Genomic DNA, 15,175 nt, shown 5'->3' with positions numbered 1-15,175 from the left:
CGCGGCGCATGCGTGCAGTGCTGGACGGGATGCCGTGCGGGATGATCTCGCTCGACAGCTGCGGTGTCGTGCTCGATGCGAGCGCGCGCGCGGACGCGCTGCTGCACATGACGGTGCCGGTCGGTGCCGATCTGGCCGCCGCGCTCGGCGATCAGTTCGAGATGACCGAGGTGGTGCGTCGCGAGGACTTCGAGCGCGGCTTCGATCTGCACGTCGAGGACACCACGCTGTGGGTGCAGGGCAACTCGCTTGCGAACGGCGTGCTCGGAATGGTCGTGACGGTCAGCGACGTGACGCCGCTCAGCCGCTCGGTGGACGAACGTGCGATGTCGCTGCGTTTCCTGCTGCATGATCTGCGTTCGCCGCTGAATTCGATCAACGCGCTGACGCAGCTCGAGGAAAGCGATCACGAAGCGTTCGATCGCTGCGGCGGGATGCAGCAGATCACGCAGCTTGCGCAGTACGTGCTGTCGCTCGGCGAGCAATATATTTTCAGCTCGGTCACGGAACATCTGCACGCGCGCGATTTCAAACGTTTCGACTTGCGCAGCACGGTGCGGCAGATCATCTCGCAGCTCGAGGTGACCGCGACGTACTACGGCGTGCCGCTGCAACTGTGGTTGCCGAATGGATCGCCGGCATGGGTCAACGGGATGCGCAATTTCGTCGCGCGCGCGATCCAGAACGTGATCGACAACGCGGTGCGCGCATCGCCGCGCGGCGATGCGGTAACGGTGTCGGTGCGGCATCGCGACAGCTTCGTCGAAGTGATCGTCAACGATCGCGCGGGCGGTTTGCCGGGTCTGCGCGAAGCAGGCGGCCGGCTGACCAGTTTCGACGCGCTCGGCAAGAAAAGTGCGACCGGCTTCGGCCTAGGTCTCAAGCTCGCGGTGCAGATCGTCGAGCTGCATGCCGGCACGCTGCACGCCGAACTGAACGACGACAACGGTACGACGTTCGTGCTGCGGCTGCCGTGTCTGAATTCGGCTTCGGTGCGTTCGTCGGGCGGCTCGTCGCTCGTCGATGCGGACCGGGCGCTGCACGCATCGCGCAAGTAGCGCGCAAGTAACAAGCGATGCGCGCGGGTCTCAACATGAAGGAGTTTCAACGATGAAACTGATGTCAGGAAGACCGGTGCGAATACTGCTGGTCGAGGATGACCCGGCACATCACGCGTTGATGGTTTCGTGGCTGAAGACCGAGGGCTACCAGATCAATTCGTTTCACAACGGTATGGAAGCGCAGCAGTATCTGGCCGACAACTGGGCGGATCTCGCGATTCTCGACTGGGACATTCCCGGCGTGTCCGGCGACAAGCTGCTGCAAAAAATTCGCGGCCGCTCGCAGTCGACGATGCCGGTGCTGTTCCAGACCGTGCATTCGGCGGAAACCGACATCGTGAAGATTCTCGATGCGGGCGCCGACGATTACCTCGTCAAGCCGTTCGACCGTCAGGTGCTGCTCGCGCGCGTACGTGCGCTGCTGCGCCGCTTCGGCGCGGCGAACGTGCAGGGCCGCAAGATGATCGTCGAGGACTGCGTGCTCGACCAGCAGGCCCGTTCGCTCGTGACCGCCGACGGCGAATCGCACAAGCTCGGCACGAAGGAATTCGACATCCTGTGGCATCTGTCGTCGCACCTCGGCGCGGTCGTGCTGCGTCAGGATCTGATGAGCGTCGTGTGGGGCTGGGACGCGGCGGTGCAGAGCCGTTCGGTCGATATGTACGTGAGCCGCGTGCGCAACAACCTGAAGGCAGCGGGCGTGGGCTGGAGCGTGCAGTCCGTGTATGCGACCGGCTACCGGTTGACGTTGCAGCCCGACGGCGCGGCGCGCGGCGAAGCGGAGCCCGGCGACAAGCCAGGCCCGGCCGTTACGCGGGCCCGATAATCCATGTCGATCAGGATCCCGATGCATCGCACGTTACTCGCCGGCATGCTCGCGCTCGCGTGCAGCGGCCTGAGCATGACGGACACCGCACACGCGGCCGGCGTCGTATGGCAGGGCACGCGCTTCGTCTACATGACGAACGGCAGCAGCATCGCCGAAACGTTGCGGCTGTTCGCCGAAGGACAGAACCTGCAGCTGCAGGTCAGCGGCGACGTGAATGGAACAGTGCGCGGCCGCTTCGATATGCCGCCGCAACAGTTCCTCGACATGCTGTGCGCGTCGTACGGTCTCGTCTGGTACGACAACGGCACGACGATCGAAGTGATGCCCAGCGCCGATCAGCAGATTCTCGAAATGCGGCCGAACTACATGACGCCGCTCGCGCTGGCCGCCGCGCTCGATCATGCGGGCGCGAGCGATCCGCATTTTCCGTTGCAGATCGAGACGGCGAACGGCACGGTCGGCGTAAGAGGGCCGGCGTCGTATATCGAGCGCGTGCGCACCGCTGCACAGCATTTCGAACTCGATGCACGCGATCACACGCGTACCGCCGTGAAGGTGTTGCGGCTGAAGACGGCGATTGCAGCAGATCAGGTCCGTTCGATCGACGGTCGCAACGTGGTCGTGCAGGGCGTCGCGACACGGCTTGCGAACCGTTTCCGGCGTGGCAGGATCGACGGCAGTGCGATACCGGCGGTCGAATTCGCCGCCCCGCTGCCCGTGATCGAAGCGGACGCGGCAACGAACTCCGTGCTCGTGCGCGACAAGCCCGAGCGGATCGACGGCGATGCGATGCTGGTCGCCGATTTCGACGTGCAACCGCAACTCGTGTCGTTGCAGACGTGGGTCGTCGACGTCGATCGCGATGCGCTCGCGGAACTGGGCGACGTGTTGCCGTTGCACGCGGCCGCACCGGACGATGCGGCGTCTGCTACGCCCGCAACACCCTCCGCGACGCCCGACTTCGCGACCGCCCCCGACGGTGGCCGCGATCTGCTCGATCGCCTTCACGCGCTCGTGCAGGCGAAGCGCGCGCATACCGAAGTGTCGCGCACTGCGCTCACGGTCGATCGCTCGCCGGCGGTGATCGATCGGCACGAAGCACGGCTCGCGGTGCGCGAAGGCGATGTGCCGGATGCGTCGATGGATCTGTGGCTGTCGGTTCAACCGACGCTCGATAGCGACGCCGCGTATCAGCGGATCGGCCTGCGTGTCGATCTCGGTCGAGCGGCACCGGTGGTCGAAGGCAAGCCGGGCGCGGAGCGGATCGTCGCGGCGAATCTCGCGCCGGGCGACTGCCTGGTGATCGTGGCGCCTTCGTCCGACGATGCGGATCCGCATGCGCCGCAGCGGCTAGTGCTGCTGATTCCGCGTATCGCGGCGTGAGGTGATGCGCAGGCGTCTGAAGCAGGCCACTCCAGCACGACGAGTGGCCTGTCTGTCGATCATCCGATGGCGGCGTTACTCCCCGGTATCCTTGAAATAAGCAATCTGCTGCCGGGTTCTGTCGACGTTGAGCGAAAGGACATCGGGTCGTGAGTAATGACCCGCGACGTCGAAGTTTTGCCGTTCGCGACGGATCGCCCCTCGGTCGAGCGTGGCAACGAGCAATCGCTCTTCGTTGACGACAGGCTCGATGATCCACTCTCCGTCCGGACCGGCAATACACGATCCCCCATTCGACAGAATCTCGGGCGAGCCGGCGATAAAAAGATCGCGGTGAGGGAAGTCGGCGGGAATATCATCCCGACGCATCACACCGGACACAGCCAGCACGTAACACCGCCCCTCCTTTGCGATGAATCGGGTGGTGTCGTGCGTGTTGTGAAGTCCGCCCGGCCACAACGCGACATGCAGATCCTCACCTTGAGCGTAGAGCGCCGCCCGTGCCAAAGGCATCCAGTTTTCCCAGCAATTCAGGCCACCCACTGTGAATGGCCCGACTGGATGGACGCGCAAACCATGCCCGTCCCCGGGCGACCAGCTTAGCCGCTCTTCGTAGGTCGGCATCAGTTTGCGATGGACTGACAGGACTTCACCGTTCGCATCGATCGCGACGCGCGAACAATACAGGCTGTATCCGCCACGCTGCTCCGGCCGTTCGATACAGCCCAGCATGACCGCTATCCGGTGTTTCGCCGCAGCCTCGCGAATGGAGTCGAGTCCGCCTTTCTCAATGCAAACAGACTCGGCGATATACCGCTCGTGAATCTCCTTTTGCACGCGTGAATTGAACGCGGCACCGTCCGTATACGCAAGCCAATGAGGATAGCCGGGCAGCAACGCCTCACCGAAAGCGACAAATTCGCATTGCTGATTGGCCGCCTGTTCGAGGTAAGCGATCATCTTCGCCGCCGTTTTCTCCCTGTCCAGGAGAACCGACGAGATCTGCGCGAGACCTACTTTCAAGCTATCGGACTGAGACACTTCCTGCCTCCTGATTCGAAACGATCTGACCGTAGTGTGGATGGGTGCATATTCGCCCGGCTACGATAAGCAAGGAAGGGATCGACGTCTTGTCCAGGATTGCGCATTTGTCGAGCGCGCGGCGGCCAGCCACTCGAATCAGCGCTCGTCCGAAGTGAACGAAACGGTACGCTTGCGTCGCTCGTCGACAGACAGCGAGAACACGTCTGGCCGCGCATAGTGGCCGACGACGTCGAAGTCGTAGCGGGCACGCGTCAGCTCGTCCGTGTCGATTTCCGCGACCACGAGACCGGTTTCGCCCCGCAGCGGCCCGGCGAGAACGTCGCCAAGCGGCCCGACGATGACACTGCCGCCGTTGATCAGCGGTCGATCTTTGTCCCAGCTCGGCACTTCAATGCCGAGCTGCGCCGGCGACGGCTGCACCTGACACGCGCTGATCACGAAGCAGCGGCCTTCGTGGGCTATATGGCGCATCGAACATTGCCAGATGTCGCGCTCGTCGACAGTCGGCGCACACCAGACCTGCACGCCCTTCGCGTACATTGCCGTGCGCAGCAGCGGCATGTGGTTTTCCCAGCAGATCGCCGTTCCCGCGACGCCGGCACCGGTTTTGACGACGGGCAGCGTCGAGCCGTCACCCATACCCCAGATCAGTCGCTCGGTGCCGGTCGGCATCAGCTTGCGGTGCTTCGCCACCAGACCTTCGCCGGGACTGAAGAACAGCGCAGTGCAATACAGCGTGTTGCCGTCGCGTTCGATCACACCGATGACAATCGACGCATCGCAGCGGGTGGAGAAGTCGGCGAGGGCGGTGGTCTCTTCGCCGGGGACATCGATCGCGTTCTCGTAGTAGCGGGCGAAGGCTTCGCGACCTTCGGGCAGGCGATAGCCGAGCCGGGTGCCGAAAATCTCTCCCTTCGGATAACCGCCGAGGAGCGCCTCGGGCATGACGACGAGTTTCGCTTCCGACGCGCGAATGGATTCTTCGAACGCAAGAATCTGGCGCAGCGTATCCGCCTTACCGGCAGCGGACGATCCGATCTGCAACGCAGCAACTTTCGATTTAGGCACGGTGACAGTCTCCATCAGGTTGATCAGGTTAATCAGGTTGTTGACGTCCGCTATGTTTGCGTGTCAATAGAGGTCTGGGAATGCGTGCCGGAACTTTTCAATATGAATAAATTTGATATCTCCGCAGTCGATCTGAATCTGCTGAAGATTTTCGAAGCGCTGTTCGAAGAAGGTGGCGCCAGCCGGGCAGCGATCCGTCTCGACCTGACCCAGTCGGCGGTCAGCGCGGCGCTGCGGCGCTTGCGCGAGGTGTACGCCGACATACTCTTCGTGCGGACCGGCCGTGGACTGGCACCGACATCGCGGGCTCGCGAGCTGAAGCCGGTCATCACCGACGCACTCGACAAATGCCGGCAGAGTCTGGCGATCGCGTCACCCGATGCAACGACGTTCCATGGGCGCGCGGTATCGATCGGACTGTCGGACGACTTCGAGCTTGCCCTCGGACGACCGATCATCGACTGGCTCGAACGTCGCGCACCGGGGCTCAGGATCATCTTCCGGCAAACGCATAGCCAGATCGTCAGCGACGCGCTGGCCAATCAGGAAATCGATCTGGCGATCGCGGCAGGAGGCTTTGCGTCGCGTGGACTGAGTCGGAAAATTCTGGGCGAAGGCAACTACGCGTGCCTCGTGGACGACACGCAGATCGGAGCCGATGGCCTGACGCTCGACGACTATGTGTCGAGAGGGCACATCCTCATCTCGTCGGGAGGGGTGGTCGGGATTGTCGATGAAGGACTGGCGGCCCTTGGCCTGAAGCGCAATGTCGTCGCGTCGACGACTCACTTTGCTGCATTGCCCTTTCTGTTGAAGGGCTCACGTGCAGTGGCGACGCTGCCGGAACATGCCGCGCAGGCGATGGCCGCGGTCACCGGACTCCGGCTTCTGGCCTGCCCGATCGAACTACCCGACTATCCGATCGAATTGGGGTGGCGCACGAGTTCAATGCGCGATTCGGCGGTGGTCAAGGTTCATGCTGCAATCACCGAATGTTTTGCGGACATTGCCCGTTGGGCCTAAGCCCGCAACCACATAAAATTGCCCGACACGATCCCTTCGAACATCTCATCCGACGACGCGACGATGTTCGTCTGCCAGTAACGGCCGTGTTCCGCGTAGTGCGCGAACAGCTCGGCGAGATAGTCGCCGGTCAGATCGTCGGTGATCGGCACGTGCACGAGCAGCACGATGCTGCCGGTATCCGCGTCGAGACAGAGCTGTGCCTGGTCCTGCGCGTAGATCAGCAGGTTGGCTTCGAGCATCAGCTTGAACACGACGAGCGTACGCCCTGGCGTGATCGCGCCGTAATGGAAATTGACGTAGAGCGAACCCGGGTCGTTGTCGTAGTTTTCGAGGCGAACGTCGAATCCTTCGATTTCGAGCGTTCTCGTTTCGAGCACGTAATCGGCGTCCGGCAGGTCGACGACCTCGCACACCTCGCGCACCAGTTCCTCGTATCGTTCCCGGCTCATGGTAGGACTGACTGAAAGACAGGGTGGGAATGGTTACGGGACCGGATACCACCACCTGCTCTCCGGTCCCGCAACCCGCGCATGCAGCCTGGCTGTACGCCGGGCTTACTGACCCTTCGCGGCGTCGGCGATGTTCTTCGCGCCGTTGTTGCCGACGGACGCGAGCGCCGCCGTCATCTGCTGCTGCATGTTGATCTGCATGCTGGCCATCGTCATCGCGTTGTTTTCGTTGGCCATGTTCTGCATCTGGCCGACCATGTCCGCGTTGCCGGCAGCGGCTTGATTGGCGCCTTGGGTTGCAATGCTGCTCATGATGATTCTCCAAAAAATAAAGTTGAGTAAGCCAAACGTGCTGCAAGGGGTTGAAAAAGTACAGCTACTGCCGGTTACCGAAGCGCGACCGCGCTTCGCAACCTCACACCAGTACGCCGCGTTCGCCGTGGCGTTCGTGAAGCGTGAGGACGATGCGTCGTGCGGCGATCATGCCGCGGTACAGCTTCTGCAACTCGGTGCGTTCGTGATCGTTCGCCGCGCCCTGGGTCGCCGAACTGATGCGCCGCGCGGTTTCGTCGAATGCGCTGGCGATCCGGGCGATGCGCTGCTGGCTGTCCGGCGCGTTGAGCGTCGCGTCGAGCGAATTGAGGTCCTGCGCGATAGGGAGCAATGCGTCGTACATGGTCATGATCATCCTCTTGAGGTTCAGTCGGTTTCCTTGCTGGTGCCGGTCGTGTCCAGCAGATGCTTGGTACCGTCCGGCGTTTCGATGTAATGCAGGTTGCCAACCGACACGACGGCGGCATACCGGATCGACGGAACCGGCGTGCGCGTTTCCTTCACGTCGACGTCCAGTCGTTTGACGTTGCTGTCCAGGTCGGGTTTGACGTTGGCCAGCAGTTGCTGAAACTTCCTCATCGAGGTCACGGTGCCGCTGATGCGGAACACGCCGTGACCTTTGTAGTCGACCCGCGCGCCGATGTCGCCGAGCGACTGCTGGATGTTGTCGACCGCCTGCTGCGCGACGTCGTACTCGCGCAGCGAGCGTCCTTTCGCGAGGTCGTCCATCACGCGGCGTGCCGCTTCGCTTTCGTCGCCGGTCGCGACCATCCCGCTCACGACCACCTTGTTGCCGCGCGGGCTGGCCGTCAGATCGACGAGCCCCGCGCGATGCAGCGCTTCGGTGACCTGCTTGGACAGCGTCGTCGAATTGAAGCGGACCATCGCGGCTTCGGTCGATTGCGAGCCTGCCAGCATCACACCGGTCGCGAGCACACCGACGACGAGTGCGGTACACACCAGCGCGACGCCGGCGGTGCGCATCGCCTTGCGGCGCGATGCCTGCGGAGCGTCCAGCTGCGCGTGTAAGCCTTCAGCCGCTTCGATTGCCGCTGTGGTTTCAGCGCTATCGACGACGTTCGCATCGGCGGAAACTTCCACCGTGGCCACCTCAGGTTCGGCGGTCTTCCACAGGCCGGCGAGCAGATCCAGATCGCGCGGCCATTCGCCTTCGTCCGGACCGACGCAGAACACCACGTCGCCGTACGGCACCGCGACGAAGTCCGCGAGCAGCACTTCTTCCGCACCGCCGAGGCGCAGCCGCGTCACGCCTTCTTCGCCGAGCGTCACCTCGAGCGTCTCGACCTGCCAGTCGCTCAGACAGATATCGGCGTCAGCGTCGGCGCCCAGTCGGTAGGTGCCGGCGGTCAAGCGGATTTGCGCGCCGGCGTGGGTGCCGGTTAGTACTCTCAGCGCTTTCATGCTCGTGGGTCCCGTTAGCCTTTTCGGTCCGGGCTGGCTGCCGATGCCGCCTTACCCGGATTTCGATGACTTCAGTTTATGAGCCTGCACCCGGCGCCGTCGGCGCAACGCGAACTTCCGGCGGATTTTCCGAACCGGTTGGCGTACCGTGCGATGCAACCAGCGTCGGCATCGCGGCCTTCGCCGCCGTCAGGAAGTCGCGCACGGACATGATGCTTTGCTGGTCGACGTCGTACGACACGTCGAACTGCTGCCGGGTCTTCGACAGATCCGCCGAATGGTTCAGGATGCCGACCGTCGCCGACGCCTTCGCCGGTGCATTGGCGGGTGCATTAGGCGCACTCGCACGGCTGTTCTGGTTGAACGTCGCGCTGGCGATGTGTGCCTGCATCCGCGACGCGCTGCGCCGCAACCCGGCAGGCGAGGTCGCCGACAGCAACAGCAGCGGCGCCAGCGCAAAGCCGTTCTCGATCTGCGATACCTGGCGCAGCACGACCTTCGCAAAGGTCTGCAGCAGCACGCGGCCCATCTCGGCCGGCGGTGCATCTTTCAGCTTCGTGCCGAGTGCCTGGAAATTTTCGGGAACCTTGACGGTCACGCCGACCTTGCGGCGCGAGATCGCGAACTTCGCGGCGCCACGGTTTTCGCCGCCGCCTTCGCGCGACTGGCGCTGCTGTTGCTGCTGTGGCTGGCCGTCGTCGTTCTGCTGTTGACGGCGTTGCTCGCCGTGCTGCTGTTGTTGCTGCTGCGGGGAATCGCCGTCTTTTCGCGGATCCTTGCCGGACTGCTGCTGTTGCTGACGCTCGCGTTCCTTTTCCTTTTCTTTCTCGCGTTCCCTGTCGCGCTCGCGCGGCTGCTGCTGATTGCGTTCATGTTCGCGCTCGCGTTCGCGCGGATGCTCGCGCTCGATGCGATCCTTGTCGTGTTCCTTTTCATGCTCCGGCCCGTGCACGTCTTTGGCGACTTCCTTGTCCTTGCCGCGCAGATGCGACTGCTTGCCGGCCATCGCCGAGCGGTCGGGTTTCGAGCCGAACATCGTCGCCACTTTCTGCGACATCGCGCCGCGCGCGGCCATCGCGTGGTTGTGCGCCCACTTCTTGTTGAACAGGAATTTCGCCGCGAGCAGATTGCGCTGCATCTTCGTGCGCTGCATCTTGACGCGCTGCAGCTTCGCCGAGCGCATCGTCTGCTGCGTGTGATGCAGATGTCCGGCCTGTTCGCCGACCTGCGCCATCTGCGCATGATTCGACGAAGAATGATCGATGCGTTTGCTCATGACGGCACCGCCAGTACGATGATTTCGTTCGCGAAGCGCAGCACGGCCGCGGCGCCCCACGTGCCCATGATCAGGATGGTCGCGACGACCGCGACCAGCTTGACCGCATACGAAATGCTCTGGTCCTGCATCGACGTGATCGCCTGCAGGAACGAGATCGCGAGACCGGACAGCGCGGACACGACGACGACCGGCATCGAGATCGACAGGCACAACAACAGACCTTCGGTGGTGATGCGAACCAGCGTATCGGTTTCCATGACGCGTCCGTTCAGTGATAGGTCATCACGAGACCGTGTATCAGCGCCGACCATCCGTTCATCACGACGAACAGCAGCAGCTTGAACGGAATCGCGACGTTGGTCGGCTGCAGCTGGTTCAGCCCCATCGCCATCAGCACGTTGGCGATCACGACGTCGACGACGACGAACGCGATGTACAGCAGGAAGCCGATCTTGAACGCGTCGGTCATTTCGGTCAGCGTGAAGGCCGGCGCGAGCACGATCAGGTCGTCGTCGCGCAGCTTCGCGGCCATGTCCTTCGGCCAGATCGCCGTGGCGGAGCGCACGAAGAAGCGCTTCTCGCGTTCGTGCGCATGCGCCTTCAGGAACGCGCGGAACGGTTCCTTGCCGGCGTCGAACGCGTCGAGTACGAGCGCGGCCGAATCGCCGCCCTGGCGATGCTGCATCGTCTGCATGTTCTGCATCGCCTGCATGCCGATCGGCGCCATCACGTATGCGGTCACGAGGATCGCGATGCCGTTGAGCACCATGTTCGGCGGCACCTGCTGGACGCCGAGTGCGTTGCGCAGCAGGCCGAGCACGACGACGATCTTCGCGTACGAGGTCGCGACCATCGCGACGAACGGGATCAGGCTGATCGCGACAACCGCGATCAGTAGCCCGGTGAGGTCGTTAAACTGAACCATGGCTTTGCGACAGCTGAACGAGGCGCACACCGAGGTGATCGCCGACACTGACGAGCTCGCCGAAGCCGATGGTCTGGCCATAGGTGACGAGGCGGATGCGCGCGTCCGGCAGCGCGGTCGGCAGTTCGAGCACGTAGCCCGCGCGCAGCGCGGACAGTTGCGCGACCGGCAGCGACACGGTGTCGATCTCGAGCTTCAGCGGCAGGTCGAGATGATCGATCTCGACGAGCGCGTCGCGCGAATCGGCGAGAGGGGTGTTGAAGCTCGTGTCGTGGCTCATGGTGGGATTCCCGGTCAAGGTAAGTTGGTCGTGTGTGACGTCGGCCATCGCGTGCAGCTGCCGGGTGCCGTGATGGCCCCAGACGATCGGCAGCTTCACCGACGCGGCTTCGTTCTGGAAAAAAGCGCGCAGGCCTTCGGGCAGCGCGCGCAGGATCACGTCGCCGGGGCGCAGCGAGTCGAGCGCCGTGAGGCTGATCGATTTTTCGCCGAGCAGGATCCGGCCGCGCACTTCGATTTCGCTGACGTGCGTCGCGAACGGCATCCGGTGTTGCGCGACGAGCGTTTCGAACGCTTCGAGCCAGCCGTCGTCGATCTGTTCGATCACGGCGTCGTAGCGGGTATCGTTCGCGACGAACGACACTGCGCAGCATTCGGTCGACGCTTCGTTCAGTGCGCCGACGCGTTCGACGGTGACGACTTCGACGCCGTCCATCCCGAGCTGCGCGAGTGCGTCGAGCAGCGGTGCGAGCAGCAACGCGGAGACCGACGCGCGCAGTTCGGCATCGAGCTGCGGGTTCGATTCGTCGGGTGTGTTCGATGCATTGATCTGCACGACGCTGTCGAGTCCCGGCAGTTGCGCGACGTCGAGTAGCACCGACGCGTTCTGAACACCCCAGCGCAGACTCAGTCGTGCGGTGCGTGCGGCGTCGAGCGGATTGCGCGTGCCGGCGTTCCAGCCGGTCACGCCGAGTGCATGCGTGAGCACTGCGCCGAACCGCTCGTCGACCACGAGCCGCTGCTGACGCGCCGTGCTTCTTCCGACCACCGGCAGCGACGCAAAGTCGAGCGCGACGGGCATGCGACCGGCTTTTTGGGCGGCGGTATCGTGAGCAGTGACGGCAAGCGGCGAAGCGGTAGGGTCCATGGTCTTCTTGTGGTCGGGCAGTGCTTACGTGACGGTGATGTCGATTCCTCGCCGGTTGTCGCGGTGAAGGCCCGGTAGTATTTCGAGCCGTTCCTTCAGTGCATCGGCATGACGCAAGATTAATTGTTGCGAAGCCGTGTCCGAGGTGGAGAAGCGAAGCGTCAGGTCAAAATGCGAAAGCATCAGACTCAGCTGGCAGCCGGGCAGCAGCGCGGGATCGAGCGGCACGGTGAGGTGCCACGGGCTGCACGAAAACACGACCGGATTCGCGCAGAAATCCGCGACGCTGGAGACGATCGAATCGATCAGCGGGGCGGAGGGCTGTTTGTTGTCGAGTGCGGCGATGGTCTGGGTGCTGGAGGCGGCTTCGACGCGTTGGGGTTGGGTTTGCGTTTGCGTTTGCGGCTGCGCTTGCGACTGCGTTTGTGCCTGAGCAAGCGGCTGCGGTTGAGCCGCCTGCTGATGAGGCATCGCGAAGGGCTGCGCGTCGGATGACGGGTTCGACTGCGAATCCGCAGGCTGCTCGTCCGGTTGCGCGGCCGGTGTGGCAGGGAGGGGCGATCCGGACGAGCCCGCACGCGCCAGCACGCCTGCAATCGGGCGCGTTTGTTGTGGCGTGGCAAACGTGGCCGCCTGCGTGCCCGAAGTCGATGCCGCAGCCGTGGACGGTGCGATCCGCATCGTCAGCGACGCGGGCACCGGCATCGGTATCCGCGCGCGCGGGGTTTCGTCGCGTTTCGCGTCGTCGCGCGGTTGCGGTGACGCTGACGGCGGCGGGTCGTGGCGTTGCCCGGACTCCTGTTCGCCGACCAGCAGCGGCAACATGACCAGGCCGGAACCCGCGCCTGCATCGTCGTCGCCGGCTGCAAGCGACGCACCGTTGCTGCCGCCGCGCGTCGGCCAGCGCATTGGCGCATGCGGCTGCTGTTGCGCTTCTTGCGCTGCCTTCTGCTGCGCGTGCGAACCCTCCGCATCGCCATCGGCCTTCGGTTCCTGCGCAAACGCATCCGAAGCGACCGCTTCCGCTTCCGCTTCCGCCTCATCGAGCGCCACGCGATGCGCATTGAACAGCGCGGCCTGACGGCGCAGCTGCGCCGAGTCGGCAGGCGAGGGCAGCGGGTCCGATGCCGACGACGCAGCGTTCGGAATCAGATGCGAGCGATGGGTGCCTGACGTATGCATGATCGTCCGCTCCGCACTAGACCATCAGCCGGCCGACCGGCTGCAGATCGATGTGGGCGCCCAGCTCCTGGTACGAATACACCGGCAGCCAGCCGAGCCGCGATTCGATCATCCGCTTCACGTAGCGGCGAATGTCCATCGACGCGATCACCGCGAGCGGCCCACGCGGCGCTTCGCCGACGAGCGCGACCAGGTTGTCGATCAGATGGCCGATCTCGTCGGGCGGCAGCGCGAGAAAGTTGCCGGTCGGCGTCTGCTTGATCGACGCGCGGATCTGCTGCTCGACCTGCACATCGACGAGCACGGCAGGAAGGTCGCGCGGACCGCCGGTCGCGCGGTACGCGATCATCTTGCCGAGGTCGACGCGGATGTACTCGGTCAACATCAGCATGTCCTTTTCCTTCGGCCCCCACGTAATCAGACTCTCGGTAATGCCGCGGATATTGCGGATCGGCACCTGTTCTTCCAGCAGCCGGCGCAGCACGTCCGCCATCTTCTGCAGCGGCAGCGCCTTCTGCACTTCGGCGACGAGGCCCGGGTAATCGGTTTCGAGCTGGTCGAGCATCCACTGCGTTTCCTGGATGCCGAGGAACTGGTGCGCATGCGTGCGCAGCAGCGAGATCGTGTGCCGCGCGATCGCCATTTCGACCTTGAGCGGCGCGGCATCGGCTGCCTGGCCTTCCGCGCCTTCGAGGCCTTCAGCCGGATTGGCCTGATTCGTCGTGGCCAGCTGCGGTGCCTCCGCACCCGCCGCGACGCTGGTGCGCGCATGCGGCACGTCGAAGATCACCACTTCGTAGTGTTCGTCCGGCAGCGTTTCGTCGGTCCACATCATGATGCCGGGGAAGGGCAGGCCGACTTCCGCCTGCAGCTTCGCGCGTTCGACATCGAATGCCTTGTCGAGCGCATCGCCCGCGATGCGTCCGCTCAGATCCTTCGACATCCGCACGCCGATCGGGCAGGTGAACTGCGGCGGACGCGGCAGGATCGACGGGGCTTCGCCCTTCGCGCCTGCGCGTTGCAGCGACACGACCGGCTTGCCGGTACCGCGCTTGTGGCTGCCCTTCTTGTTCAGCCGGTAGCCGACGAAGCCGAGCAGCGCCGCCAGCAGCACGAACAGCGCCGCCGGAAAGCCCGGCACTAGCGCGAAGCCGAACAGCATCAGCGCGGCGAGGTACAGCGCGCGCGAGCTGCTGGCGAACTGCTTGGTGATGTCGTCGCCGAGCGAGTGCTCGGCTTCGTTGTCGTCGTCGCCGACCCGTGTGATGATCACGCCGGCCGCGACCGAGATCAGCAGCGACGGGATCTGCGACACCATCGCATCGCCGATCGACAGCACCGAGAAGCGGTTCGCCGCCTCGCCCGCCGTCATCCCGTGGTACGCGACGCCCACCGCGATACCCGCGACGATGTTGATCATCGTGATCATCAGGCCCGCGATCGCGTCGCCCTTGACGAACTTCATCGCGCCGTCCATGCCGCCGTGCAGCTGGCTTTCCATCGCGAGCTTCGCGCGTTTCTTGCGCGCTTCGTCGGCGGTCAGGATGTTCGCGCGCAAGTCCGCATCGATGCTCATCTGCTTGCCGGGCATTGCGTCGAGCGTGAAGCGCGCGCCGACTTCCGCGACCCGCTCCGAGCCCTTCGCGATGACGATGAACTGCACGACCGCGATGATCATGAACACCACGAGGCCGACCACCAGGTTGCCGCCCACCACCAGTTCGCCGAAGCTCTCGATGATGTCGCCGGCATCCGCGTGCAGCAGGATCGACTTGGTCGACGCGATGTTCAGCGACAGCCGGAACAGCGTCGTGAACAGCAGCATCGACGGAAACGACGACAGCGACGTGATGCTGCCGACGTACAGCGTGACCATCAGCAGCGTCACGCTGATCGCGATGTTGCACGAGAGCAGGATGTCGATGACGATGGTCGGTAGCGGCAGGATCATCAGCGAGATGACCGCGACCAGCAGCACCGCGATACCGGCCTCGCCGACCCCTGGGATCTTGAAGTTCTTGAACATG

At 64.0% G+C, this 15,175-nt stretch carries 16 protein-coding genes; 4 read left to right on the top strand and 12 right to left on the bottom strand.

The annotated features are described in order from the left end of the window. Nucleotides 1–8 precede the first annotated feature (8 nt). The 3 genes from E1748_RS03770 to E1748_RS03760 are packed head-to-tail and all read left to right on the top strand — an operon-like array spanning nucleotide 9 to nucleotide 3,273. Complete coding sequence (locus E1748_RS03770; protein WP_133645802.1) at nucleotides 9–1,058, top strand: sensor histidine kinase; 1,050 nt, start codon at nucleotides 9–11, stop codon at nucleotides 1,056–1,058. A 52-nt stretch (nucleotides 1,059–1,110) separates the two neighbouring features. Then, nucleotides 1,111–1,887, top strand: a complete 777-nt coding sequence (locus E1748_RS03765) for a response regulator transcription factor (protein ID WP_133645801.1) — start codon at nucleotides 1,111–1,113, stop codon at nucleotides 1,885–1,887. Between the two features lie 3 nt (nucleotides 1,888–1,890). After that, a complete protein-coding gene (locus E1748_RS03760) occupies nucleotides 1,891–3,273 on the top strand; it encodes a type II/III secretion system family protein (protein WP_133645800.1) in 1,383 nt (460 codons plus the stop codon). A gap of 75 nt (nucleotides 3,274–3,348) precedes the next feature. Here the strand turns inward: E1748_RS03760 and E1748_RS03755 are convergent, their stop codons facing one another. Together E1748_RS03755 and E1748_RS03750 are read right to left on the bottom strand one after the other, a co-directional pair. Continuing rightward, nucleotides 3,349–4,314: a carbon-nitrogen hydrolase family protein gene (locus E1748_RS03755; protein ID WP_133645799.1), complete on the bottom strand. Its 966-nt coding sequence runs from the start codon at nucleotides 4,312–4,314 to the stop codon at nucleotides 3,349–3,351. Between the two features lie 138 nt (nucleotides 4,315–4,452). After that, a complete protein-coding gene (locus E1748_RS03750) occupies nucleotides 4,453–5,385 on the bottom strand; it encodes a carbon-nitrogen hydrolase family protein (RefSeq protein WP_133645798.1) in 933 nt (310 codons plus the stop codon). Nucleotides 5,386–5,487: 102 nt separating this feature from the next. Here E1748_RS03750 and E1748_RS03745 point away from each other — a divergent pair, with 102 nt between their 5' ends. Next, the gene (locus tag E1748_RS03745; protein ID WP_133645797.1) at nucleotides 5,488–6,408 is read left to right on the top strand and encodes a LysR family transcriptional regulator; all 921 of its coding nucleotides are present in this window, start codon (nucleotides 5,488–5,490) and stop codon (nucleotides 6,406–6,408) included. Here E1748_RS03745 and E1748_RS03740 read toward each other — a convergent pair. The 10 genes from E1748_RS03740 to sctV all read right to left on the bottom strand — a co-directional run bounded on the left by E1748_RS03740 (nucleotide 6,405) and on the right by sctV (nucleotide 15,174). Then, complete coding sequence (locus E1748_RS03740; RefSeq protein ID WP_133645796.1) at nucleotides 6,405–6,860, bottom strand: type III secretion system chaperone family protein; 456 nt, start codon at nucleotides 6,858–6,860, stop codon at nucleotides 6,405–6,407. The two genes, E1748_RS03745 and E1748_RS03740, sit on opposite strands and share 4 nt — an antisense overlap. A 105-nt stretch (nucleotides 6,861–6,965) precedes the next feature. Then, nucleotides 6,966–7,172 (bottom strand): hypothetical protein, encoded by a 207-nt coding sequence (locus E1748_RS03735; RefSeq protein WP_240766295.1) that lies wholly within the window; start codon nucleotides 7,170–7,172, stop codon nucleotides 6,966–6,968. A gap of 103 nt (nucleotides 7,173–7,275) precedes the next feature. Continuing rightward, nucleotides 7,276–7,542, bottom strand: a complete 267-nt coding sequence (locus tag E1748_RS03730; protein ID WP_240766293.1) for a type III secretion system protein — start codon at nucleotides 7,540–7,542, stop codon at nucleotides 7,276–7,278. 17 nt (nucleotides 7,543–7,559) lie between these two features. Continuing rightward, nucleotides 7,560–8,615, bottom strand: coding sequence for an HrpD5 family protein (hrpD5, locus tag E1748_RS03725; protein ID WP_133645794.1), 1,056 nt, complete (start codon nucleotides 8,613–8,615; stop codon nucleotides 7,560–7,562). A 76-nt stretch (nucleotides 8,616–8,691) separates the two neighbouring features. Then, complete coding sequence (locus E1748_RS03720) at nucleotides 8,692–9,891, bottom strand: hypothetical protein (protein ID WP_133645793.1); 1,200 nt, start codon at nucleotides 9,889–9,891, stop codon at nucleotides 8,692–8,694. Then, nucleotides 9,888–10,151, bottom strand: a complete 264-nt coding sequence (gene sctS / locus E1748_RS03715) for a type III secretion system export apparatus subunit SctS (protein ID WP_133645792.1) — start codon at nucleotides 10,149–10,151, stop codon at nucleotides 9,888–9,890. Before sctS ends, E1748_RS03720 begins: the two co-directional genes overlap by 4 nt. 11 nt (nucleotides 10,152–10,162) lie before the next feature. After that, nucleotides 10,163–10,819: a type III secretion system export apparatus subunit SctR gene (gene sctR, locus E1748_RS03710; protein WP_133645791.1), complete on the bottom strand. Its 657-nt coding sequence runs from the start codon at nucleotides 10,817–10,819 to the stop codon at nucleotides 10,163–10,165. After that, on the bottom strand, nucleotides 10,806–11,966 hold the full coding sequence (gene sctQ / locus E1748_RS03705) for a type III secretion system cytoplasmic ring protein SctQ (RefSeq protein ID WP_133645790.1): 1,161 nt from the start codon (nucleotides 11,964–11,966) through the stop codon (nucleotides 10,806–10,808). The genes sctR and sctQ overlap by 14 nt, the downstream gene beginning before the upstream one ends. Nucleotides 11,967–11,990: 24 nt before the next feature. Then, on the bottom strand, nucleotides 11,991–13,148 hold the full coding sequence (sctP, locus tag E1748_RS03700) for a type III secretion system protein SctP (protein WP_133645789.1): 1,158 nt from the start codon (nucleotides 13,146–13,148) through the stop codon (nucleotides 11,991–11,993). Between the two features lie 16 nt (nucleotides 13,149–13,164). After that, the gene (gene sctV / locus E1748_RS03695; RefSeq protein ID WP_133645788.1) at nucleotides 13,165–15,174 is read right to left on the bottom strand and encodes a type III secretion system export apparatus subunit SctV; all 2,010 of its coding nucleotides are present in this window, start codon (nucleotides 15,172–15,174) and stop codon (nucleotides 13,165–13,167) included. Nucleotide 15,175: the final 1 nt, after the last annotated feature.

Source organism: Paraburkholderia flava, from assembly GCF_004359985.1.
Taxonomy (GTDB): Bacteria; Pseudomonadota; Gammaproteobacteria; order Burkholderiales; family Burkholderiaceae; genus Paraburkholderia; species Paraburkholderia flava.
This window is presented reverse-complemented; position numbering and strand designations above follow the sequence as displayed.